We start from the raw sequence: 21,542 nt of genomic DNA on the forward strand, positions 1-21,542 counted from the left end.
ATGACGGTTCCCGCGAACTTCAACGCCGCGGAGTACCTGCTCGGCCGCGGCCGTCCGGACGCGCTCGCGGTCGTGTCGCCGCGGCGCACGCTCAGCTACGGCGAACTCGCCGCCGAGACCCACCGGGTCGCGTCCGGACTGCGCGCCCTCGGCGTACGGCCGGAGGAGCGGGTGATGTTCTGCATGGTCGACGACGTCGAACTGCTGAGCGGGATCCTCGGCGCGATGCTCGTCGGCGCGGTCGCGGTGCCAGTGTCCACTATGGTCACCGGGCTGGAGCTGGGCCAGGTGCTCGCCGATTCGCGGGCCCGGGTGCTCTGTGTGTCCGGGGAGTTTTCCGCGCAGGCGGCCGGCGCGCTGACCAGTGCGCCCGAGGTGACCGACGTCGTGCTCGACCGGGCGGATCCGGCGGAATTCCCGGCCGGGGTGCGGACGCATCGGTGGCCGCTGACCCCGACGGACGACGTCGTGGCCGCGCCGACCTGGGAGGATTCGCCCGCGCTGTGGCTGTACACCTCGGGCACGACCGGGCAGCCGAAGGGTGCGATGCACCGGCACGGAAGCATCCGCGCGGTGTGCTCGACTTATGCGTCGCAGGTGCTGGGAGTGTCCTCTTCGGACCGCTTCCTGTCGGTACCCAAATTGTTCTTCGCTTACGGGCTGGGGAATTCCGCGTTCTTCCCGCTCTCTTGTGGAGGGACGACGCTGCTGGAGCCGGCGCGTCCGACGCCGGGGATCATCGCCGCGCGGGCGCGGGCGGACCGGCCGACGTTGTTCTTCGGAGTGCCGACGTTCTATGCGGCGCTGCTGGCCAGCGACGTACCGGACGACTCGTTTTCCTCGGTTCGGTACGCGGTTTCGGCCGGGGAGCCGTTGCCGTCGGCGTTGTTCACGCGGTTCCGTTCGCGGTTCGGGGTCGAGATTCTGGACGGGATCGGGTCGACCGAGGCGTTGCACATCTTCCTGTCCAACCAGCCGGGTGCGGTGCGCCCGGGCAGCACCGGGGTGGCGGTGCCGGGGTACTCCGTCGAGCTCCGGGACGAGCAGGGCGCGGTCATTTCGGAAGCGGGCCGGGCGGGCGAGCTGTTCGTGTCCGGTCCGTCCGTCGCGACAGGGTATTGGGCGCGATACGAGACTACGAAACAGGTTTTCCAGGGTCCGTGGCTGCGGACCGGGGACAGTTACGTGCGCAACTCGGACGGCACCTATACCTGTCTCGGCCGGTTCGGCGACATGCTGAAGGCGGGCGGGATCTGGGTGTCTCCGTCCGAAGTGGAGGAACGGCTGCTGCAACATCCGGCGGTGGCGGAGGTCGCGGTGGTCGCCGCGCCGGACGAGGACGGATTGGACAAGCCGGTGGCGTGTGTCGTTGCCGCTCCATCGGCCACTGTGGACGCTGAGGAGCTGATCGAGTTTTGCCGGGAGGGCTTGGCGGCGTTCAAACGGCCGCGCGGCGTGGTGGAGATGGCCGAGCTGCCGAAGACCGCGACCGGGAAGATCCGGCGGAACGTGATCCGCGAAATGGTGCGCGAGTCGCTGCTCGTGCCGCAGCCGCAATCGTGATCGACTGGCCGGCATGATCGACGAGCACTTCGTGGTGGACGCCCACGTGCACACTCCGCGGCTGCCCACGCTCAAACCCGCCTGGCTGGACTGGGCGCGCGACTTCGCCGGCGAATACCCGTGGCGCACGGTGTACGACGCGGACGGCACGGTGCTCCCCGCGGCGATGGACGACCTCATGGCGAGCGAGGGCGTCGACCGGGTGCTGTTGTTCTGCGAATACAGTCCACGGGCTACTGGCATTCAGGCGATCGAAGACAATCTGCCGCTGGTTGCTTACAACCCGGAGCGGTTCCGGCTGGTGGCGAACGTTAACCCGCATCTGCACCACCCGCTGGTCGACGAGGTGGAACGGCAGCTCGCGCTGGGCGCGGTGGCGTTGAAGATCCACCCGGTGCACGGCGCGTTTTCCCCGGCGGACAAGGAGTTGTACCCGGTGTACGCCTTGTGCGCCGAACGCGGGGTCCCGGTGATCCTCCACTCTGGACTGTCGGTTTTCCCCGGTTCCCGCGCCAGCTACGGGGATCCTGCGTTGCTGTCCGATGTGGTCGAAGACTTCCCGTCGGTGAACTTCGTGTTCGCGCACGGCGGCCGAGGCTGGTGGTACGACGTCGCGGCGTTCATGGCCCAGGCGAGGCCGAACGTGTGGCTCGACCTCGCCGGGCTGCCGCCGAAGAAACTGCCGGAGTACTACGCGCGCTTCGACCTCGTGCGGCTGGCGCGGAAATGGATCTTCGGTACTGACTGGCCTGGAGTGCCGGGAACCGCGGTGAACGTCCGCGCGGTCGCTGATCTGGGTTTGCCCGCTGACGTCCTGGACGGGGTGCTGTCCGGCAACGCGTTACGGCTGATGCCCGGCCTGCGCTGAGTTACTTGCGCCAGAACAGATGATGCACGACCCCGCTGGAGCTGGGGATCTTCTCCAGGTGGTAGCGGTCGGTCAGCTCGTCGGGGCTCTCCCAAAGCCGTTCCCCGGCACCGAGTTCGACCGGCGCGACGGCGATGTGCAGCGTGTCGATGAGACCGGCGTCGAGGAATTCGCGCACGGTGTTGACGCCGCCGCCGATCCGTACGTCCTTGTCGCCAGCGGCTTCCTTCGCCTGCGCGAGCGCTTCTTCCGGGGTTGTGTCGAGGAAGTGGAAAGTGGTCTGGCCCAAGGTGATCGAGGGCCGTTCGTGGTGGGTGAGCACGAAGACCGGGGTGCGGAACGGCGGTTCGTCACCCCACCAGCCCTGCCAGTCGTGGTTCTCCCACGGACCGCGGTGCGGGCCGAACTTGTTGCGTCCCATGATTTCCGCGCCGACGTGGCCGCTGCGGTGCATGTCGCGGGTGAAGTAGTCGTCGAGCCCGCGGGTGCCGCCCGGTTCGCCGCGCATGGGCCAGCTGGCGGTGGCCCCGGCCCAGGCGAAGAGCGGTCCCGGATCGGGATGGCCGAACGGCTGCTCGAGGGTTTGGTCCGGACCGGCGCCGTAGCCGTCGGCGGAAACGTTGAAACACTGGACGCGTACCAGCATCGGAACCCCCTGCTTGTCTTTTGCAAGCACTATGCCGGAGGTGATGGTAAAGTGCAAGTGGTCGGAGGAGGTGTGTGCGATGCCGGACGGTCCGCGCTCGGGGTGCCCGATCAACGCCGCGATCGAGGTGATCGGCGACCGGTGGAGCCTGCTGGTCCTGCGCGACATCATGTTCGGCGACCGGCGGCATTTCCGGCAATTGCAGTCGCGGTCCGAGGAAGGAATCGCGTCGAATATCCTCGCCGACCGATTGCGCACGCTGACCGAAACGGGATTGCTCACGCGCGACTCGGCCGGCCGCGGCCAGCGCGCGACTTACAGTTTGACGGAAGCGGCGATTCAGCTGGTTCCGGTTTTGGTGCAGCTCGGAAGCTGGGGATTGCGGCACCGCCCGACGACGCCGGAATTGCGCGTGCGGGCGGAACTGCTGGAAGCGGGCGGGCCGCCGCTGTGGGAGGAATTCATGGCGGAACTCCGGGAGCGGCACTTGGGAATTCCCCGGCCTGACGGCGACGGGCCGACGGCGACGGAACGTCTGGCGGCGGCTTACGCGGAGGCCGTCGCTCAGCGGGGGTAGGGAAACCTGGGCGGTCAGTCCTTCAGGTCTTCTTCCAGGCGACGGGCTGCTTCGGTTTCGATGGGGCCGCGGGGTTCGATGTGTTCGTCGGCGAGGCGCGCGGCCATGAGCCGGATCATCGCGAACTGGATCATGGCCTCGGTGCGGGCGGTTTTGCGCTCGTCGTCCCGTGCCAAGTGTCTGCACCTCGTCAGCCAGTCGAAGGTTCGTTCCACCACCCACCTGCGGGGCGGCACCGGAAAGCCTGTCACATCGGCGTTGCGGGGCGGTCCGGTACCGACCCCATGCCCAGCGGCAGCCCGGGCGTGGCGCTCGTCCGGCCCTGGATACCTCGCGCGGAAGTTGATCACTCGATTCGGCATTCGCCCTGATAAAGCGGATCCTCCGGGATGCCCGGTTCGTCAGCCTTCCCGAGTGAGGAAGGGAGCCGGGATTGCGGGACCAGGACGAGGTGCGCCGGTTGTCGACGAAAGTGATCCGGATTGTCGCCGCGAATCCGGGACTTCGCGCGGACGCGGATGACGCTTGCCAAACAGCATGGCTGGAATTCCTGCGCCGCCCGCCGATCTTGCGGGATTCGACCCGTCTGGCCGGTTGGCTGACGACGGTGGCGCGGAGGCACGCACTCCGAGCGGCGGAAAAGCGTTCGCGAGCGACATTTGGCGACGACGCACAACTGGAGACGCATAAGCGAGCGGAATCGCCCGAGAAAGAGGCGCTGGCCGGTGAGCTGGCGGCCGCGTTGTGGCGCGCGGTCGAGCAGTTCCCGGAGCGCCATCGGCGGATGATGCTTCTGCTGGCGCATTGTCCGGAGCTGCGGCACGACCAGCTGGCGGCGGAATTGGGGATCGCCAAGTCGAGCGTGAGCAAGATCCGGAAACGCTGTTTGACGGCGCTTCGCAAGCGGCTGGAGTCGGAGGGGTTCAGCTATCCGTGACCGCGAGCCGAAATCACTGGTCAGAGCGGCGAATCACGGTACGATCCGGACCGTCATCGGGACGGCGACCATGGGGGACGCGGTGAGCGGTACCAAAGTGTTGGTGGCGGGGGCGAGCATCGCGGGGCCCGCGCTGGCCCACTGGTTGCGTCGGCGGGGAGCCGAGGTGACCGTCGTGGAGCGGGCTCCCGAGTTGCGGCCCGGCGGGCAGGCGGTGGACGCGCGCGGGGTGGCCAAGGAGGTCATCGCGCGCATGGGCCTGGACGCGGCGGTGCGCGCGGCGTGCACCGACACCGCGGGCGCGCACACCGTCGACGCGGACGGGAAAGTGCTGGAGACCTTCCGCGCCGACGACGACGGCGGCGACGGGTTCATCGCGGACATCGAGATCCTGCGCGGAGACCTGTCCCAGGTGCTCTACGACGACACCCGCGACGGCGTCGAGTACCTCTTCGGCGACCGGATCGCCGAGATCGCCCAGGACACCGGCGGGGTCGACGTGGTCTTCGCGGGCGGCGACCGGCGGCGGTTCGACCTGGTGGTCGGGGCCGACGGGCTGCACTCGTCGTTGCGGTCGATGGTTTTCGGGCCGCACGAGCGGTATCTCCGGCACCTCGGGCATGTGCTGGCCTTCTACAGCGTGCCCAACGAGTTCGGACTGGACCGCTGGCTGCTCGAATACCAGGAGTCCGGGCGCACCGCCCTCCTGCGCCCCATTCAGGACGCCACCCGCGCGATGGCGATGTTCTACTTCGCCGCGCCTGATTTCGACGTCGACTACCGAGACGTCGCGGCCCAGAAAGTGCTGCTGCGGGAGCGGATGGCCGGCCTCGGCTGGCGGACCCCGGACATCCTCGCGCACCTCGACGACACCCCGGACTTCTACCTCGACCAGGTCGCCCAGGTGGTGATGGACCGCTGGTCGAACGGACGCGTGGGGCTGCTCGGGGACGCGGCGTTCAGCTCGTCGCCGATGTCCGGGCAGGGCACCGGGCTGGCCCTGGTCGGCGCCTATCTGCTGGCCGGAGACCTGGCTGAGGCCGGATGGGACGCCGACGCCGGGTTCTCCCGCTACGAGGCGCGCATGCGCTCGTTCGTCGAAGCCAACCAGGAGATCGGCCGGTTGAACGCGCGCAGCCGCGACGTCCCCGGGCCCGACGCCGAGCCGAGCCCCGATTTCGCCAGCGAAGGGTTCATGGAGCTGGTCGGGCGCGCGATCAACGGCGTCGAACTGCCGGACTACGCAGGGGTTCCGGACTCCGGCCCCTCGGTCAAGCCGTAGGGGCTCAGCCGTTCACTGAACGAAGCGTCCGCATCGCCTCCGCCAGACCGGCGGCATCCGGGCCCAACGGGGTAAGCACGATCCGCCGCAAGATCTCCGCGCAAGCGGACCTCGCCTTGACCGCCACTTCAAGCCCGTGCTCCGTGAGGGCGGCGAACGTGACCCGGCGGTCCTCCGGGCTCGGGATCCGGCAGATCAGGTCCGCGGCGACCAGCCGGTCCGCCACCTTCGTGAAACCCCCGCTCGACAGGGCGGCTTCGGTGGCGAGGCGCGTCATCGGCATCCGGTGTTCCGGGGAGCGCACCAGGCGCAGCAGGATGTCGAACGACGCGGGGGCCAGGCCGAATCGCTCGGCGATCTCGCCCATCAGCGCGTTCTGCGTGGCCAGATAGCCCTCGATCACGAGGCCCCACCACGTCACGATCTCGTCGTCGTCCGTCTGCGGATCCGGGGTCACCCCGCGGAGTCTACCCGGAATACATCTTGCGCGCGAGAAGTTACCCGGACAAACGAAGGGAGCGCATACTCCCGGAAGCGAAGCCGCCGAACGAGGAGCGACGATGATCCACCAGTACACCGAGGGCGACCCGGATCTCCCGGTGCTTCTTCTCCTGCACGGAACCGGCGGCGGCCCGGACGATCTGCTCGGGTTGGCGAACGAGCTGAGCCCGGGTTCGGGGACGCTCGCGCCGACCGGGCCGGTGTCGGAAAACGGTGCGGCGCGGTGGTTTCGTCGGTTGGCCGAGGGCGTCTTCGATCACCAAGACGTCCTCGCGCGGGCAGATGAGCTGGCGGATTTTCTCGGCACAGCAAGCGAAAAGTACGGGTTCAGCAGGGTCGTCGCGGTGGGGTTTTCGAACGGGGCCAACATCGCGGCCGCGGTAACGCTCACGCGGCCGGACGCGCTCAAGGAAGCCATTCTGTTCTCGTCGATGTCCCCGTTGCCGGAACCGCCGCGGCTCGATCTCACCGGCACTCGCGTGTTCCTTTCCAACGGCGAGCAGGACCCGATGGCTCCGCTGCCCGCCAACGACGAACTCGTGCGACAGCTTCGCGAACGGCACGCCGAAGCGGCGACGCACCGCTGGCCGGGAGGGCATCAAGTGACCGTCGAAGGAGTAAGCGCGGCCAGGGCTTGGCTCGCTAGGGTCGAGGCATGACCGAGCTGACTCGCGCGCAAGACCTGCTCGCCGCCACGATCCTCGCCGACGGACACAACGACCTGCCTTGGGCGCTCCGCGACAAAGCCGGTCCGAACCCGGTCGAAGCAGTAGCGGGCGTGGATCTCACGGTGTCGCAGCCGACGCTGCACACCGACTTCCCCAAGCTCGCCGCGGGCAAGCTGGGCCTGCAGTTCTGGTCGGTGTACGTCCCGTGCGAGTTCAAGGGCGACAGCGCGGTCACCGCGGTCCTGGAACAGATCGAGGTGGTTTACCAGCTCGCCGAGCGCTACCCCGAGCGGCTGCGGCTGGTGACCACGGCCGACGAGGCCGAGGCGGCGTTCTCCGGCGGGCGGATCGCGTCGCTGCTTGGCGCCGAGGGCGGGCACAGCATCGCGGAATCCCTCGGCGTGCTGCGGATTCTGCGCCGGCTCGGCGTCCGGTACATGACGCTCACGCACAACTTCAACACCACCTGGGCGGACTCCGGAACCGACAAACCCGAGCACGACGGTCTCACCGAATTCGGCCGCGAGGTCGTGCGCGAGATGAACCGGATCGGCATGCTCGTGGATCTTTCCCACGTCGCGCCGAGCACGATGCGCGCCGCGATCGAGGTGTCCAGCGCGCCGGTGATCTTCAGCCACTCGTCGTGCCGCGCGGTCAACGACCACCCGCGCAACATCCCCGACGACGTGCTCGCCCAGCTGCCCGGCAACGGCGGCGTCGCGATGATCACCTTCGTGCCCGCCTTCATCTCCGCCGCGGTCACCGAATGGGACAACCAGCTTCGGGAAGCGATGACGGCCGCCGGACAGGAGTTCCTCGACCTCGGCCAGCGCGGCCGGTTCGCCGAGACCTGGGACGCGCCGCCCAAGCCGAAGGCGACGATCGAGGACGTCGTCGCGCACATCGAGCACGCGCGCGAGCTCGCCGGGATCGACCACATCGGGCTCGGCGGCGACTACGACGGCGTCGGCGAGCTTCCGGTGGGCCTCGAGGACGTGTCGACGTACCCGGCGCTCATCGCCGCGCTGATGGAACGCGGCTGGAGCGACGAGGACTGCGCGAAACTCGCCGGCCGCAACACGCTGCGGGTGCTGCGCGAGGTCGACGCGAAGCTCTGAATTAGCGCATCACGGCGAGTGGGCGGACAATCACGGTATGTCCCACGCGCGAAACGACGACCCCACCGGGGCCGCGAAATCGGAAGTTCCCGAGGCGCCGGGCACCGAGGTGCCCGGCGCGCTCGACCACGCCGCCCCGGGCACCGCACCGGGAGCCGAACCCGGACCGCGGCCGCCCGCCGCGAAACCCGCGGGCCGTCGGGGCAAGGTCAAGTCCACCCGCATCAGCGGCACCTGGATCGCCGTGATCGTGGCGATCGTCGTGCTGGCCTTCCTGCTGGTGTTCATCCTGCAGAACCTGGACACGGCGACCGTCCACTTCCTCGGCGCGTCCGGCAGCATGCCGCTCGCGGTGGCGATGCTGTTCGCCGCCATCGCGGGTGCCGCGCTGGTCGCGCTGATCGGCGGGGCTCGTATCTTGCAGCTGCGGAAGCAGGCTCGTCGACGGCGTTAGGCGCATTCCTGTGCCCGTAGGCCCAGCAGGATCTCGCACACCGCGGGATCCCCGCTGAGCTGCACTCGCGCGCTCACTTCCGCTGCGGGCAACGTCCCGCTGCACAACCGCCAGAACGAGTCAGCGTCAGTAGCCAGAGACGCCAGCGGAGACCGTGACGTAGCCGCACCCCGGTCGATCGTCCAGCCCACCGCAGTCGCGCGCACAGTCCACCGCCCAGCCCCCTCCACCGAGCACGCCACCTGACGCCCGGCCCGCGCCGCAACTGCCCGCAACGTCTGCGGCAGCGAACGCAGGAACGTGTCCACCACCGGCGTCCGGAACTCCGGCTCGTCGAGCAGCGGGGCCTCGACCGCCTCCCGGATCTGCTGCTGGTGCACCCACTGCTCCGCGTAATCGCGAGCGACCGTCAGCCACAACGGCGCCGCGGCCGGTTCGTCCAGGTCTCGGTGCTTCCACAGTTCGGTCAGCTGCGTCGTGCTGTCGACGAACATCGCGAACAACACCTCCGGCGACAGCTGGCGACAGGCGGAAACCCAAGAAGTCCCCTCGCCGAAGTGGCCGTCGCGGTCGCGAGAGAGCCGCGTGAGCTTCAGGCCGAGGATGTGTGCGGTGAGGTCGTGCACCGTCCATTCGCCCAGCGCGGGCGACGCCCACTCCGGCGTCCGGAGGTCGGAGAGAACTCCGATCAGCGCCTGTTCTTCGCGGACGAGCAGCGGCAGCACGTCGATCGGCGGTCCCCACGGCGCGGTCATGCGCGTCATCCAACACCCACCGGCCAGGCATCACAGGGCCATCCGGCCTACTCGCAGGTAGCATCAGCGCGAACAGTGAGGGGAGCAGCCCGTGGACTACCAGCGACCGAACGGCCGGGGCACCGCCGAGGACGTGGCCAACCTGGCCCGCCGGGCCGGCCAGCTCGCCGGATGGGCGGCGCGCACCGGCTTCGACCTGACTCGCAAACTCCCGGGGATCGACACCGCCGAACGCGGCCTCAAGCAGGTCGAACGCGGGCTGCTGAGCGAGCTGCGCCGCCGCCTCGACGAGGTGGACGATCCCTATCACGCGGCGCTCACCGCGGCGTCCGCGATGAATCGGGCGGACATCGGCAGCCGCGCCGTCGAAACGACCGTCACGCTGGTGCCCGCCCGCGATCACGTCGAACCGCTGCGCGCGGCGATGGCCGAACTGCTCAACCACTCCATCGGCTTCGGCCGCGAGCGCGCCCGCGAGTACCTGTACGCGATCATTCTCCGCCAGCTCACCCCCGACGAGGCGCGCATCCTCTCCGCGCTGTCGGACGGCTCCCCGTTCCCCGCGATCGACGTCGCCGAGCGCAGCGCCATGGGCGGGACCGGCCGGATCGTGCTGCGCAACGCCTCGACGGTCGGCAAGGCGGCCGGGGTGTCGCTGCCGGACCAGGTGCCCGGCTACGTGACCCGGCTGATCGGCCTCGGGCTGGTCGAACTCGACGAGGAGGTGCCCTCGCTCGAGACGCAGTACGAGATCCTGCTGACCGACGAGTCGGTCCGCGAGGTGGAGAAGCAGGTGAAGCGGATCAAGATCATCCGTCACACCATCCACGTCTCGCGGCTCGGCGCGCAGTTCTGGCAGGCCTGCGACCCGAGCCTGGGCTGACCCCGATGGGCGAGTTCGTCTCGGGCATCCTCGACGACTTCGTCCGGCACTGGCCGCTCTATGTCTCCATCCCGATCGTCGCCGCGCTGATCGGGTACGGCACGAAGCTGGTCGCGATCCGGATGATGTTCCAGCCGGTCGAGTTCATCGGCGTCAAGCCGGTCTTCGGCTGGCAGGGCATCGTGCCCAAACGGGCCGCGCGGATGGCGAGCATCGCCTGCGACACGATGACCGAGCAGCTGATCAAACCGGCCGAGGTCGTCGCCCGGCTCGACGCCGACCGGATCGCGAAGGAAATCGAGAAACCGCTGCTCGCGGCAGTCGAGGACATCGTGCGCGAGGTGGCCGGGCACTATCAGCCCGGTCTCTGGGAATCGCTGCCGGTCGGCGTGCAGCGGCTGGTGATCCAGCGCGTGCAGGCCGAATCGCCGCACATGGTCAAGGCCGTGCTCGAACTCATCCAGTCCGATGTGGACAGTGTGTTCGACCTCAAGGGCATGGTGGTGACCAGCCTTGTCAAGGACAAACGGCTGCTGAACCGGATCTTCCAGGAAGCCGGCGCGGAGGAGTTCAAGTTCATCGCCCGCTCCGGACTGGTGTTCGGCGGCCTGATCGGCGTGATCCAGATGGTCGCGTGGGTGCTGTTCAAATTCCCGCCGATCATGCCGCTGTTCGGTCTCTTCACCGGCTGGTTCACCGACTGGCTCGCGCTGCGGATGATTTTCTACCCGCTGGAGCCGAAGAAATACTTCGGCGTCACCTGGCAGGGCCTGTTCCTCAAGCGGCGCGCGGAGGTCGCCGAGGCCTACGGCGAGCTGATCGCGAAAGAAATCATCACGCCGCACAACGTCATCCAGGCGGTGCTGCAGGGCCCGCTTTCCGACCGCGTGCTCGCGCTCATCCAGCGGCAGCTCGACCGCGAGCTGGGCCGGGCGGCGAACGTCGCGAAACCGTTGCTGGTCTTCGCCATCGGCAGCCGCCGCTACCAGGACATGAAGCTGGCCATCTCGGAGCAGATCATGACCCGGCTGCCGGAGACGATGAGCTACATCGAGGATTACGCCACCGACGCGATGGACATCCGGAACGTTCTGGTCGGCAAGATGAAGGAATTGTCGCCCGAGGAGTTCGAGCAGCTGCTGCGCCCGGCTTTCCAGCAGGACGAATGGATTCTCATCGCGACCGGCGCGGTGCTCGGGTTCGCGGTCGGCGAGGCGCAGGTACTCGTGCTGGAGCATCTCGCCGTGTGACGCCTCCCCCTTGTGGAGGAGCGGCTTCGGCCGGGAGACTGACCCTCATGGGTGAGACGGCGGTGCCGTGGCCGCAGGAAATCCGGATCGCGATGGCCATGGTGGGGGGATCCAGCCTGGCAGTGTGGATGGGGGGAGTCGCTACCGAGACGTCGGCGTTGCTGCACGCTTCGCGCACGCCGGACGAGAGTAACGGTTACCGGAAACTTCTCGACCTTTTGCACGCTTCGGTGCGCCTCGACGTGCTCACCGGCACGAGCGCGGGCGGCATCAACGCCGCGTGCCTCGGCTTGGCGGAGGCGTACCGGTCGACGCCGGCGATTTTGCGCGACACCTGGTTCTCCGCCGGGTCGCTGGAAAACCTGATCCGCGACCCCGGCGAGTCGCAGCCGCGTTCGGTGCTGAACGGCGACAAGGTGCTGCTGAGCGGCCTGGTCCAGGCGATGCACGACATCACCGGGTCCGGCGTCGTGCCCACCGAGCCGCCGGACGTGACCGTGCTGCTCACCGGGACCATGATCGACGGCGAGACCACGCAGTACGACGACGCGCTCGGAAACCGCGTGCGGGACACCGAACATCGCATGCTGTTCCGCTTCGACGGTCCATTGTGGAACAACCAGGTGCACGGCCCGCTCGCGCTCGCCGCGCGGTCGAGCGCGTCCTTCCCCGGCGCCTTCGAGCTGTCGCGCATGCCGATCGGCCCCGAGGCGGCGGACCGGCTGCATCCGGACATGACCGACTACACGGAGCTGGTGCGTTCGCACTGGCTCGCCGACGGCGGCGTGCTGGTGAACAAGCCGCTGCGACCGGCGCTGCGAGAGATTTTCGAACGCTCGTCCTCGACGGATGTGCGACGGCTGCTGCTGTACGTCGTCCCGAAGATCGACGGGGAGGCCAAGCCGATCGCTTGTGATCCGGCCGAGCCGCCGATGCTCGGCACCGCGCTGGCGAAGGTCGCGTCGACGATCATGAGCCAGACCATCAGCGTCGAGCTGGAGGAATTGAGCCGGCACAACTCTTCCGTCACGCGCACCCGGGACACGCGGGTCGCGCTCGCCTCGCTCGGCCTGCGCGGCGGACAGCTGGTGGACGACCGCGTGCACCGCGCGTACCTCGACCGCCGGGTCGCCCTCGACGCGGCCGACCTGGTGCGAGCGGTCACCCGCCGCTACGAACTGTCCGATGAGGACGGTGGATGGGCGGCCGGGAATTCGGCGCTGCTGCAAGACATTGCCGCCGACGGTCTGCGTCGCGGGATCCCGGACACGCTGCCCGGCGAGTCGGTCACGGTCGGCGAGATGGTCCGCTACCGCACCTCGACGCTGGAGGACGCGGTCGCCACCGGCATCCAGCTGATCAACGCGGGCTTCCGGATGGGTCCGGATCTCGAACAGGCGACTCAGCTCAACGAGGCGCGCGCGAAGATGCACGCCGCCCGCCGGAGCGCGGCTCGGGAAGCCCGGCTGTCCGCGTGGGTGGCGCGACACGAGCCGCCGCGGGCAGGCACGGCGATGCCGGACTGGATCGGCCAGCTCGCCATCGAGTGGGCGGATCTCGGAGCATCGGACGCGGTACGCGAGGCGTGGCCGGAGCTGACCGGTGCGCTGCGGTCGGCGGCTCCGGTGCTGCAAGCGTTGTCGGGCAAGGAAAACCAGTGGTCGGCAGACGCCGCGGACACGGTGACGACGCTGCTCGACTGGTTCGGCCTGGACAACGCGGACGTCGCCGACGGGTTCGTGATGGCGCGGTTCCTGGTGCTGCACATGGCAACGCGCGGGCTCCTGGCCGAAGCCCCGGCGGTGGACCAGCGCGTCGACCTGGTGCAGATGAGCGCGGACAGCCGCACCCTGCTGGATCTGGCGAGGCCGCGCGGCCGGGACAAGCTGACCGGCACGCAGGCGAGCAACTTCGGTGGGTTCTACAAGGCGTCCTGGCGCGCGAACGACTGGATGTGGGGCCGGATCGACGGCGCGGGCTGGCTGATGCAGTGCCTGCTCGACCCGAAACGCCTGCGGGTGCTGCGCGACATCGTGGGCCCGGAGGAATTCCGGGAGCAGGTGCGGACGACGTTCCGCGAGATCGGCTGGCAGCCGCCTTCTCCGGCGGACAACGGGATGCCCGCGGACCTGCCCGCGTTGCTCGCACAGCTGGGCGACGAGCTGGCTTTTCTTGGCCTGGACGCGAATCTGTCGCCGGTCGACTTCGGGAAAGAGGCGCCGACCAGCCTTCCGGTGACGTCGATGGTGCTGGCGAAGTCGCGGCAGCTGGCCATCGCGCGGGAGGAACTGCCGGTGCTCGCGCACCAGGCCGAGGCGGACGCGAAGGAGGGCAACGGAAAAGCGTCGGAGAGTTTCCGGAAGCTGATGGTTTCCCGGCCGCTCGAACAAGAAACTCAGAATGCCGCCGCCCAGCCGGAAAACTCCGGTCAGCAGGACGCGGCTCAGCGCGCTTTCCAAGCCTGCCAGGTCTCCGCCGAACGCTTCGAAGACGAACTCGGCAGTACTCTGCTCGCCAAAACCATTGTCAAAGCCGGAGCCGCCGGTCTCAACGCCGCTTCCACCGCCACGCGGGTCCCGAAAACCCTCCAGCCGCTGGCGAAATTCGCGCAGCTCAGCAGTCGTAGTTCGTGGTGGGTCACCCAAGGCGCGACCCGGCTGGGCCGACCCTGGAACCTGCTCGCCGCCGCCATCACCGCGATCGCCGGATTCGTGCTCGGCGGCGAAGGCGGATCCGTCCTGCAGTGGCTCGGCCTGCCGGTCGCCGGCGGTGCGCTCGTGTTCCTTGTGGTGAGTCTGCTGACGTTGAGGCGCACGTGGCGAATGGTGCTCACCGTGCTGGGCGTGCTGGTGATAGCCGCGTTGCTGTTCGCGGCCTTCCTGCCGCCGATCGCGCAGCCGTTGTTCGGCTGGCTCGGCGCCGTTGTGGACGGATGGCGGCGCGGGCAGGCTCCGCTGTGGTGGCTCGCCGTCGTCGCGCTGCTCCTGCTGCCCGCGGTGTGGACGCCGCTGTCCGGGCTCGGGCGGCGCGGCCGCAAGAAGCGGCGGTCGCGTGCGGACAGTCCACGCTGAGCCCCAGGTAGAAGACGATTTCCGGCGCTGGAGTTGCGGTAGCGCCGACGAGGGCCCATGGTCTGGTGTCACAGGTGGCATACCGAAGGTGTGCGGCCCAGGCGGACGCGTGCCCAGAACTCGGCGCCGCTAAACATGTTTGTGGTCCTCCTCACCGGGGTATCCACGTCATCCCTGGTGAGGGCGGTGGACGTGGCATGGATCGCTGGCGGCGCGAAAATTCTCTGTTACGTTTCCAAAGTATGTCCGGAAAGCACTTGATCGAAATCCCGACCAAGGCCGATGGTGCCGCTCTCTGGCGAATCGCACGCGATTCGCAGAAGCTTGATCTCAACTCGCCGTATGCGTACCTGTTGTGGTGCAAGGATTTCGCGGAGACCTCGGTCGTGGCCCGCGTCGACGGCGAGCCAGTCGGATTCGTGATCGCTTACCGAAGGCCGTCCGCACCGGACGTCGCGCTCGTGTGGCAGGTCGCCGTCGACGCGTCGCAACGCGGAAAAGGCCTGGCCGGGCAGTTGCTGGACAGCCTGTACACGCGTCTGGTCGGCGAGGGCGTGCGGTACCTGGAAACCACGATCACTCCGGACAACCAAGCCTCCATCCGGCTGTTCGAGTCGTTCGCGAAGCGCTGGAACGCGGATCTGGAACACCGCCGGTTGTTCGAAGTCGCTGATTTTCCGCAGGGGGAGGCGCACGAACCCGAGGATCTTTACCGCATCGGGCCGTTGCGTCGCTAATAACCCGTCAATTTCGCCGAGTAGGAGCGAAAGAAATCGTTATGAGCATCTTCGAAGAGCTCGAATCAGAAGTCCGCAGTTACAGCAGGGGGTGGCCGGTCGTCTTCGACCGGGCGCAGGGCAGCCGGATCTACAGCGAGGACGGCAAGGCCTACCTCGACTTCTTCGCCGGCGCCGGCGCGCTGAACTACGGGCACAACAACCCGTACCTCAAGAAGGCGCTCGTCGACTACATCCAGCGCGACGGCGTCACGCACGCGCTGGACATGTTCACCGTCGCGAAGCGGGACTTCCTGGAGACCTTCCAGGAGAAGATCCTCGCCCCGCGCGAATTGGACTACAAGATCGTCTTCCCCGGCCCCGGCGGCGCGAACGCCGTGGAGGCCGCGCTGAAGCTGGCGCGCAAGGTGACCGGCAAGGAATCGGTCATCAACTTCACCAACGCGTTCCACGGCATGACGCTCGGCGCGCTGTCGGTCACCGGCAACTCGATGAAGCGCGGCGGCGCGGGCGTCCCGCTGGTGCACGCCACGCCGATGCCCTACGACAAGTACTTCGACGGCGCGATGCCGGACTTCATGTACTTCGAGAAGCTGCTCGAAGACTCCGGCAGCGGCCTGAACGAACCCGCCGCGGTGATCGTGGAGGGCGTGCAGGGCGAGGGCGGCATCAACGCCGCGCGCCTGGAATGGCTCAAGGGCCTCGACGACCTGTGCAAGCGGCACAACATCCTGCTCATCCTCGACGACGTGCAGATGGGCTGCGGCCGCACCGGCCCGTTCTTCAGCTTCGAGGACGCCGGCATCTCGCCGGACATCGTCTGCCTGTCGAAGTCGATCGGCGGCTACGGCCTCCCGATGGCGCTCACGCTGATCAAGCCCGAGCTGGACGTCTGGGAGCCGGGCGAGCACAACGGCACCTTCCGCGGCATCAGCCCGGCGTTCGTCACCGCGACCGAGGCGCTGCGCGTCTACTGGAGCGACGACGAGCTGGAGAAGTCCACCAAGGCCAAGGGCGAGCGGATCGCGAGCACCTTCAAGGACCTCGTGGAGCGCTACCCGGAGGCGAATCTCGTGGCGAAGGGCCGCGGTCTGGCGCGCGGCCTCGAGTTCGAGAACGGCGACCTCGCGGGCGCGGTCTGCAAGGAGGCCTTCGAGCGGGGCCTGCTGATGGAGACCTCCGGTCCGGACGGCGAAGTGATGAAACTGCTGCCGCCGCTTACCCTCACCGACGACGAACTGAGCGAAGGCCTCGCGATCATCGAGGAATCCATCGCCGCCGTTCTGAAGTAACCGCCCCGAAGAACAAGAAGGAGCCCTTCACTTGCTGGTCCGCACGCTCGACGAGATCACCGACACCGACGCCGACATCAAGACCGAGAACTGGCGAAGCAAGCGCATCATCCTCGCGAAGGAGGGCGTCGGCTTCTCGGTGCACGAGACCACGCTGTACGCGGGCACGGTGAACGACTTCTGGTACGCCAACCACATCGAGGCCGTTTTCATCACTTCCGGTGAAGGCGAGATCGAAGACCTCGCCACCGGCGAGGTGCACCCGCTCAAGCCGGGCACGCTGTACCTGCTGAACGACCACGACAAGCACCAGGTCCGGCCGAAGACCGAGATCAAGTGCGTGTGCGTGTTCAACCCGCCGGTCACCGGCCGCGAGGTGCACGACGAGAACGGGGTCTACCCGCTCGTCACCGAAGACTCCTGACGCTGCGCCGCTCCCACCACCACCCCGAGAAAGAAGAAACGCCAGAAGAACTGGAGGCGAGCCACTGTGACGATCATGGACACCCGGGTCGACGACGGTTACCCGACCCGGATCACCGGTACGCCGGAGCACCTTCCGCGCGTGCACCCCACTGTGTGGGGTACCGAGGCTGACGGCCCGATCGACGCCGCGACCCTGGCGAATCACGACGCCAAGGGCTACACGGTCGTGGACGGACTGCTCTCGCCCGGTGAGGTCCAGACGTACTGGCAGGAGGTCGTCCGGCTGTCGTCGGACGAGTCGCTGCGCGACGACGAGCGCGTCATCACCGAGTCCCGTACCGGTGAGGTCCGCTCGATCTTCGACGTGCACGAGATCTCCGGCCTGATCGCCGAGCTGATCCGAGATCCGCGGGTGCTCGACCGGGCCCGGCAGATCCTCGGCTCGGATGTCTACATCCACCAGAGCCGGATCAACTACATGCCGGGCTTCAAGGGCACCGGCTTCTACTGGCATTCCGATTTCGAGACCTGGCACGCGGAGGACGGCATGCCGTCGCCGCGTGCGGTGAGCTGCTCGATCGCGCTCACCGACAACTACCCCTACAACGGCGGGCTCATGGTCATGCCGGGCTCCCAGCGCACGTTCGTGCAGTGCGTCGGCGAGACCCCGGACGCCAACTACAAGAGCTCGCTCAAGGACCAGCGGGTGGGGGTGCCGTCGCCGGACGACATCACGAAGCTCGCCGCCGACTACAGCATCGACCAGTTCACCGGGTCGGCCGGTTCGGCGCTGTGGTTCGACTCGAACATCATGCACGGGTCGTCGAACAACATCACGCCGTATCCGCGCTCGAACATCTTCCTGGTGTTCAACAGCGTGGAGAACGCGTTGCAGGAGCCGTTCGCCGCCGGCGAGCGGCGGCCGTCGTTCATCGCGGGCCGCAACCCCGCGCCGATCGCGCGGTGACCAGCGTTACCTTCGCCAACCGGCGGGTCGCTCGTAACGAAGAATGTGCGCCCTGTTACGTTGTCGCCACCTCGCAGCTCGTCTGCGGAGGCATGGTTGTCCGCGGCGGTCCGGGTTCTTGCTCGGGGTGAGCCCCCCGAACCGCGGGCGGACGGCCGCGATGCACGGGTGGACCGCGCCCCCTGGCGGCCCGGCCGACGATCATTGAGTCCGGCCCCCGCACCATCAGATCGGGACTGATGGTGCGGGGGCCGGACTCGTCTGTTCAGGGGGCGGCTGTGCCGATCGTTGCCAATCCGACCACAGCCACGGCCTAACAGCTTCGTAGCAACGGTTACGTGCCGGGGTGAGGGACGGCCTGCCTTTGGTCGGATGAGCAAATTCACGAAAGAGCGGTTTCTGTGAGCTGCCGCTGACGGTAAGTTGGCCTGTCTGGCTGGGGGAGAGCCTGGGAGGTGCGCGCGAGCATGGCCGATGCCGGCGCGCGGGTCGAACTGCTCGGCCCGGTGCGGCTGCTCGACGGCAGCCAAGCGGTTCCCGTCGGCGGCCCCGGGGTGCGGGGGCTGCTGGCGCTGCTCGCGCTGCGCGTGGGCAAGGTGGTGCCACTCGAGGAGATCATCGACGCGCTGTGGGGCCACGATCCGCCCGCCACCGCCCGCACCATCGTGCACGGCAACGTGTCGCAGCTGCGCCGTCTGCTGCGGGAGATGGCCGAACCGGTCGCGGTGATCAACACCCGCCCGCCCGGCTACCAGCTTTCCCTCGCCCCGGAGCGGATCGACGCGCACCGCGCGCGGGCGCTGCTCGACCAGGCCGCGCTGGAACCGCCGGAGAGCGCCTCGAAGCTGCTCGCCGAAGCGCTCTCGCTGTGGCAGGGCCCGACGCTGTCCGGCGTGCCCGATTCGGTGCGGGCGCCCGAATTGGACGAGTTGCGGCACGCGATCCGCTACGCCCGGGTCAACGCGGATCTCGACCTCGGCCGCTACGACGAGCTGATCGTGGAGCTGAGCCCGCTGGTTCGCGCCGACCCGCTCGCCGAACGCATCGCCGGGCAGCTGATGCGCGCGCTCTACCACGCCGGGCGGCGCGGGGAAGCGCTCGAGCTGTACCGCACCGTCTCGCGGGCCACGCTCGGCTCGCTCGGCGTCGAACCCGGAGCCGATCTGCGTTCGCTGCACGAGCGGGTGCTCAACGACGATCTCGCCGCGCACGAGAGCGCGGTGCCGGAGCAGGCCGTCGCGCCGTCTCAGCTGCCGCCTGCGCTGCCGACGCTGGCCGGGCGCGAGGCGGAGGTGGAGTGGCTCGACGGGCTCGCTGAACGCGGCGACAGCACCGTGATCGTGTCCGGCACCGCCGGGGTCGGCAAGAGCGCGCTGGTCATCTGGTGGGCGCATCGCGCGGCCCGGCTGTTCCCGGACGGCGTGCTGTACGCGGCGTTGCAAGGCTTTGACCCGCACCAGCCGCCGCTGGAACCGGGCGATCTGCTGTCGCAGTTCCTGCTCGGCCTCGGCGTGCCCGCCGACGAGGTGCCGGAGCGAGTGCACGAGCGCGTCGCGCTGTACCGCTCGCTGATCGCCGGACGGCGGATGCTCGTGCTGCTCGACGACGCGCGTTCGGCCGAACAGGTGCGTCCGTTGCTGCCGCCGGGCGCGCGGTCGATGACGGTGGTGACCAGCCGGTCGCGGCTGGAAGCGCTGGCGGTGTCCCACGCGGCGAAGCTGCGCGTGCTCGGCACGCTCGCGCCGGAAGCCGCGGTGAGCGTGATCGAGGAATTGGCCGGGCCCGCCGACTTCGACCTCAACCACGCGCTGGCCCGGCTGTGCGGCTACCTGCCGCTCGCGCTGCGGATCGCCGGGGCCCGGCTCGCCGCCAGTCCACAATGGACACTCAAGGACCTCGTCGGCGAGCTGGGGAACGAACGCACCCGGCTGGCGGGCCTGGATGTCACCGGAGCCGAGGACGGCGTGCGGGCCGCGTTCGACGTCTCGTTCCGCGGCCTGCCGGACAGCCTCGCCCGGACCCTGCTGCGGCTCGGCGCGGTGCCCGCCCGGCACACCGGACCGCACCTGACGGCGGCCATCGCGGAGATCCCGGTGGCGCAGGCCCGCCGCGAACTCCGCACGCTCGCCGCGCACAACCTGATCGCCGAAACCTCGCGCGACGCCTTCGCCCCGCACGACCTGGTCCGGCTCTATCTGCGCGAACTCGCGGAAACCGAACTGGACCCGGCGGAACGCGCGGCGGTGCTCGACCGGGCGATCCGCTACCACCAGGCCGCCTCGGACACCGCGCGCCGGAAGATGCTGCGGATCGTCGACCCGCTCGACCTGACTGGCCTCGTGCCGCCGGACGCGCTGCCGCCGCTGGAAACCTTCGCCCAGGCGCAGGACTGGTTCGCCGCGGAATGGCCGAACCTGCTGGCCGTCCTGGACGCCGCACACGCCGACGGCCGCTACGCCGACGTCTGGCGGCTCGCCCGGGTCGCGCACACCTACCGGGTCGTCTGCCCGCTGTACGAGGAATGGATCCGGCTGGTCGACCTCGGCCTGGCTGCCGCTGAGGCCGCCGACGAACCGCTCGGCCAGTGCTGGATGTTGATCTCGCGCTGCGCCATCGCGCTCACCTTCGAGCTGGCCCACGGCAGCATCGCGGACGCCGAACGCGCGGTCGGTCTGGCGGCGGTGCTCGACGGACGTTCGCTCATCGTCGCCAAAATCCACCTCGGCAGCGTGCTGACCCTGCTCGGCCGCTACGGCGAGGCGATCGAACGGCTGCTGGAGGCGGTCGCGGAGACCGAACGCACCGGTGACCTCGAACTGCGCGGCCAGGCGCTCAACAACTGCGCCGAGACGGAGAAGCGCGCCGGTCGTCCCGCCGAGGCGATCACCCACCAACTGGCCTCGTTGAAGATTGATCGCGAACTCGGCGATGACAGCTACGCCGTGGTGTCCCTGAACAACCTCGCTGAGCTGCACCTGGACATCGGCGATCTGGCCGCGGCCGAAGGCTACGCGCGGGAGGCCGTGTCGCTGGCTGTCGCGCGGCAGTTCGAGCTGCAGGAGGGCATCCTGCGCATGACTTTGGCCCGGATCCTGCGCGCCCAGGAGCGGCTGGACCCGGCGAAGGAGCAGTACTGGCGGGCGGTGGCGCTGTACGAGCGGATGAACCCTCGGCAGGTCGAGGACTTGCGGAAGGAAGCGGCCGACCTGGGGTGAGCGGCGATGCCTGGACCTCAAGGCGGCGCTGCGTCCCCCAGGTCCGTGGGGGAATCAGAGTCAATGCCAGGAACTTAAGGCTGCGATGCGGACGCGATTCCGGCGTGTTTCCGCAGCTCAGCTGACTTGATCCGGTTGAGCGCACGTCGCGGTGGGCCCCGGACCTGGGAACGGAAGCCGGGTTGTGGTCCGTGAAGGACTCCTTGAAGGAATCTGATTCCCTCAAGGAGTCCTTCACGGACTTCAAGACCCGGACACGTGGTGACAAATCGGGCATTCCGCCACCATTGGCGTCCTTTGTGGACGATCAGCGGTCCGGCGTCGCGCGGCTC

Annotated in this window: 19 protein-coding genes and 1 pseudogene; 16 read left to right on the top strand and 4 right to left on the bottom strand. The window is 68.6% G+C overall.

The annotated features are described in order from the left end of the window. Both ABZX37_RS15560 and ABZX37_RS15565 read left to right on the top strand, forming a co-directional pair. A complete protein-coding gene (locus ABZX37_RS15560; protein WP_354739909.1) occupies positions 1-1,563 on the top strand; it encodes a benzoate-CoA ligase family protein in 1,563 nt (520 codons plus the stop codon). A 13-nt stretch (positions 1,564-1,576) separates the two neighbouring features. Next, a complete protein-coding gene (locus tag ABZX37_RS15565; RefSeq protein WP_354739911.1) occupies positions 1,577-2,431 on the top strand; it encodes an amidohydrolase family protein in 855 nt (284 codons plus the stop codon). 1 nt (position 2,432) lies between these two features. On the opposite strand, the gene ABZX37_RS15570 is transcribed toward ABZX37_RS15565, so the two are convergent. Further along, on the bottom strand, positions 2,433-3,077 hold the full coding sequence (locus tag ABZX37_RS15570; protein ID WP_354739913.1) for a dihydrofolate reductase family protein: 645 nt from the start codon (positions 3,075-3,077) through the stop codon (positions 2,433-2,435). Positions 3,078-3,156: 79 nt separating this feature from the next. Between ABZX37_RS15570 and ABZX37_RS15575 the strand changes: the two genes are divergently transcribed. Continuing rightward, the gene (locus ABZX37_RS15575; RefSeq protein ID WP_354739915.1) at positions 3,157-3,654 is read left to right on the top strand and encodes a helix-turn-helix domain-containing protein; all 498 of its coding nucleotides are present in this window, start codon (positions 3,157-3,159) and stop codon (positions 3,652-3,654) included. A 14-nt stretch (positions 3,655-3,668) separates the two neighbouring features. Here ABZX37_RS15575 and ABZX37_RS15580 read toward each other — a convergent pair. Next, a pseudogene (locus tag ABZX37_RS15580) lies at positions 3,669-3,899 on the bottom strand (transposase); the annotation flags it as partial. A gap of 188 nt (positions 3,900-4,087) precedes the next feature. Here ABZX37_RS15580 and ABZX37_RS15585 point away from each other — a divergent pair. Both ABZX37_RS15585 and ABZX37_RS15590 read left to right on the top strand, forming a co-directional pair. Next, positions 4,088-4,591, top strand: a complete 504-nt coding sequence (locus tag ABZX37_RS15585; RefSeq protein WP_354739916.1) for a sigma-70 family RNA polymerase sigma factor — start codon at positions 4,088-4,090, stop codon at positions 4,589-4,591. Positions 4,592-4,673: 82 nt separating this feature from the next. Next, entirely contained in the window at positions 4,674-5,873 is a 1,200-nt protein-coding gene (locus ABZX37_RS15590) for an FAD-dependent monooxygenase (RefSeq protein ID WP_354739918.1), read from the top strand. 4 nt (positions 5,874-5,877) lie between these two features. Here ABZX37_RS15590 and ABZX37_RS15595 read toward each other — a convergent pair whose 3' ends face one another. Further along, the gene (locus ABZX37_RS15595; RefSeq protein ID WP_354739920.1) at positions 5,878-6,330 is read right to left on the bottom strand and encodes a MarR family transcriptional regulator; all 453 of its coding nucleotides are present in this window, start codon (positions 6,328-6,330) and stop codon (positions 5,878-5,880) included. A gap of 103 nt (positions 6,331-6,433) precedes the next feature. On the opposite strand from ABZX37_RS15595, the gene ABZX37_RS15600 reads away from it, so the two are divergent. Genes ABZX37_RS15600 through ABZX37_RS15610 form a run of 3 tightly spaced genes read left to right on the top strand, consistent with a single transcriptional unit; the run spans position 6,434 to position 8,614 of the window. Then, positions 6,434-7,033 carry an alpha/beta fold hydrolase gene (locus tag ABZX37_RS15600; protein WP_354739921.1) on the top strand — a complete coding sequence of 200 codons (600 nt, stop codon included), beginning with the start codon at positions 6,434-6,436 and terminating at the stop codon, positions 7,031-7,033. After that, on the top strand, positions 7,030-8,160 hold the full coding sequence (locus tag ABZX37_RS15605) for a dipeptidase (RefSeq protein ID WP_354739923.1): 1,131 nt from the start codon (positions 7,030-7,032) through the stop codon (positions 8,158-8,160). The genes ABZX37_RS15600 and ABZX37_RS15605 overlap by 4 nt, the downstream gene beginning before the upstream one ends. A 37-nt stretch (positions 8,161-8,197) precedes the next feature. After that, a complete protein-coding gene (locus tag ABZX37_RS15610) occupies positions 8,198-8,614 on the top strand; it encodes a lipopolysaccharide assembly protein LapA domain-containing protein (protein WP_354739925.1) in 417 nt (138 codons plus the stop codon). Here the strand turns inward: ABZX37_RS15610 and ABZX37_RS15615 are convergent. Next, complete coding sequence (locus ABZX37_RS15615) at positions 8,611-9,378, bottom strand: hypothetical protein (protein WP_354739927.1); 768 nt, start codon at positions 9,376-9,378, stop codon at positions 8,611-8,613. The genes ABZX37_RS15610 and ABZX37_RS15615 overlap by 4 nt on opposite strands. A gap of 82 nt (positions 9,379-9,460) precedes the next feature. On the opposite strand from ABZX37_RS15615, the gene ABZX37_RS15620 reads away from it, so the two are divergent. From ABZX37_RS15620 to ABZX37_RS15655, 8 genes are all read left to right on the top strand, one after another. Then, a complete protein-coding gene (locus ABZX37_RS15620) occupies positions 9,461-10,252 on the top strand; it encodes an Abi-alpha family protein (RefSeq protein ID WP_354739929.1) in 792 nt (263 codons plus the stop codon). A gap of 5 nt (positions 10,253-10,257) precedes the next feature. Beyond that, a complete protein-coding gene (locus ABZX37_RS15625) occupies positions 10,258-11,502 on the top strand; it encodes a DUF445 domain-containing protein (protein ID WP_354739931.1) in 1,245 nt (414 codons plus the stop codon). Between the two features lie 47 nt (positions 11,503-11,549). After that, the gene (locus tag ABZX37_RS15630; RefSeq protein ID WP_354739933.1) at positions 11,550-14,573 is read left to right on the top strand and encodes a patatin-like protein; all 3,024 of its coding nucleotides are present in this window, start codon (positions 11,550-11,552) and stop codon (positions 14,571-14,573) included. A gap of 242 nt (positions 14,574-14,815) precedes the next feature. After that, positions 14,816-15,310, top strand: a complete 495-nt coding sequence (gene ectA, locus ABZX37_RS15635; RefSeq protein ID WP_344265107.1) for a diaminobutyrate acetyltransferase — start codon at positions 14,816-14,818, stop codon at positions 15,308-15,310. A gap of 41 nt (positions 15,311-15,351) precedes the next feature. Further along, entirely contained in the window at positions 15,352-16,602 is a 1,251-nt protein-coding gene (gene ectB, locus ABZX37_RS15640) for a diaminobutyrate--2-oxoglutarate transaminase (protein ID WP_354739935.1), read from the top strand. Positions 16,603-16,633: 31 nt separating this feature from the next. Beyond that, a complete protein-coding gene (locus ABZX37_RS15645; protein ID WP_354739936.1) occupies positions 16,634-17,026 on the top strand; it encodes an ectoine synthase in 393 nt (130 codons plus the stop codon). Between the two features lie 66 nt (positions 17,027-17,092). Continuing rightward, on the top strand, positions 17,093-17,995 hold the full coding sequence (thpD, locus tag ABZX37_RS15650; protein WP_354739938.1) for an ectoine hydroxylase: 903 nt from the start codon (positions 17,093-17,095) through the stop codon (positions 17,993-17,995). 467 nt (positions 17,996-18,462) lie between these two features. Further along, positions 18,463-21,210: a BTAD domain-containing putative transcriptional regulator gene (locus ABZX37_RS15655; RefSeq protein ID WP_354739940.1), complete on the top strand. Its 2,748-nt coding sequence runs from the start codon at positions 18,463-18,465 to the stop codon at positions 21,208-21,210. The last annotated feature ends 332 nt before the right edge of the window (positions 21,211-21,542 follow it).

The sequence above is a fragment of the Amycolatopsis sp. NPDC004079 genome, assembly GCF_040610415.1.
GTDB classification, from domain to species: Bacteria; Actinomycetota; Actinomycetes; order Mycobacteriales; family Pseudonocardiaceae; genus Amycolatopsis; species Amycolatopsis halotolerans.

What these genes read in the sequence shown, in the direction of transcription:
- ABZX37_RS15560 (WP_354739909.1), top strand. Translation starts at nt 1, where the DNA reads ATGACGGTTCCCGCGAACTTCAACGCCGCGGAGTACCTGCTCGGCCGC.
- ABZX37_RS15565 (WP_354739911.1), top strand. Translation starts at nt 1,577, where the DNA reads ATGATCGACGAGCACTTCGTGGTGGACGCCCACGTGCACACTCCGCGG.
- ABZX37_RS15570 (WP_354739913.1), bottom strand. Translation starts at nt 3,077, where the DNA reads ATGCTGGTACGCGTCCAGTGTTTCAACGTTTCCGCCGACGGCTACGGC.
- ABZX37_RS15575 (WP_354739915.1), top strand. Translation starts at nt 3,157, where the DNA reads ATGCCGGACGGTCCGCGCTCGGGGTGCCCGATCAACGCCGCGATCGAG.
- ABZX37_RS15600 (WP_354739921.1), top strand. Translation starts at nt 6,434, where the DNA reads ATGATCCACCAGTACACCGAGGGCGACCCGGATCTCCCGGTGCTTCTT.
- ABZX37_RS15605 (WP_354739923.1), top strand. Translation starts at nt 7,030, where the DNA reads ATGACCGAGCTGACTCGCGCGCAAGACCTGCTCGCCGCCACGATCCTC.
- ABZX37_RS15610 (WP_354739925.1), top strand. Translation starts at nt 8,198, where the DNA reads ATGTCCCACGCGCGAAACGACGACCCCACCGGGGCCGCGAAATCGGAA.
- ABZX37_RS15615 (WP_354739927.1), bottom strand. Translation starts at nt 9,378, where the DNA reads ATGACGCGCATGACCGCGCCGTGGGGACCGCCGATCGACGTGCTGCCG.
- ABZX37_RS15625 (WP_354739931.1), top strand. Translation starts at nt 10,258, where the DNA reads ATGGGCGAGTTCGTCTCGGGCATCCTCGACGACTTCGTCCGGCACTGG.
- ABZX37_RS15630 (WP_354739933.1), top strand. Translation starts at nt 11,550, where the DNA reads ATGGGTGAGACGGCGGTGCCGTGGCCGCAGGAAATCCGGATCGCGATG.
- ectA (WP_344265107.1), top strand. Translation starts at nt 14,816, where the DNA reads ATGTCCGGAAAGCACTTGATCGAAATCCCGACCAAGGCCGATGGTGCC.
- ectB (WP_354739935.1), top strand. Translation starts at nt 15,352, where the DNA reads ATGAGCATCTTCGAAGAGCTCGAATCAGAAGTCCGCAGTTACAGCAGG.
- ABZX37_RS15655 (WP_354739940.1), top strand. Translation starts at nt 18,463, where the DNA reads ATGGCCGATGCCGGCGCGCGGGTCGAACTGCTCGGCCCGGTGCGGCTG.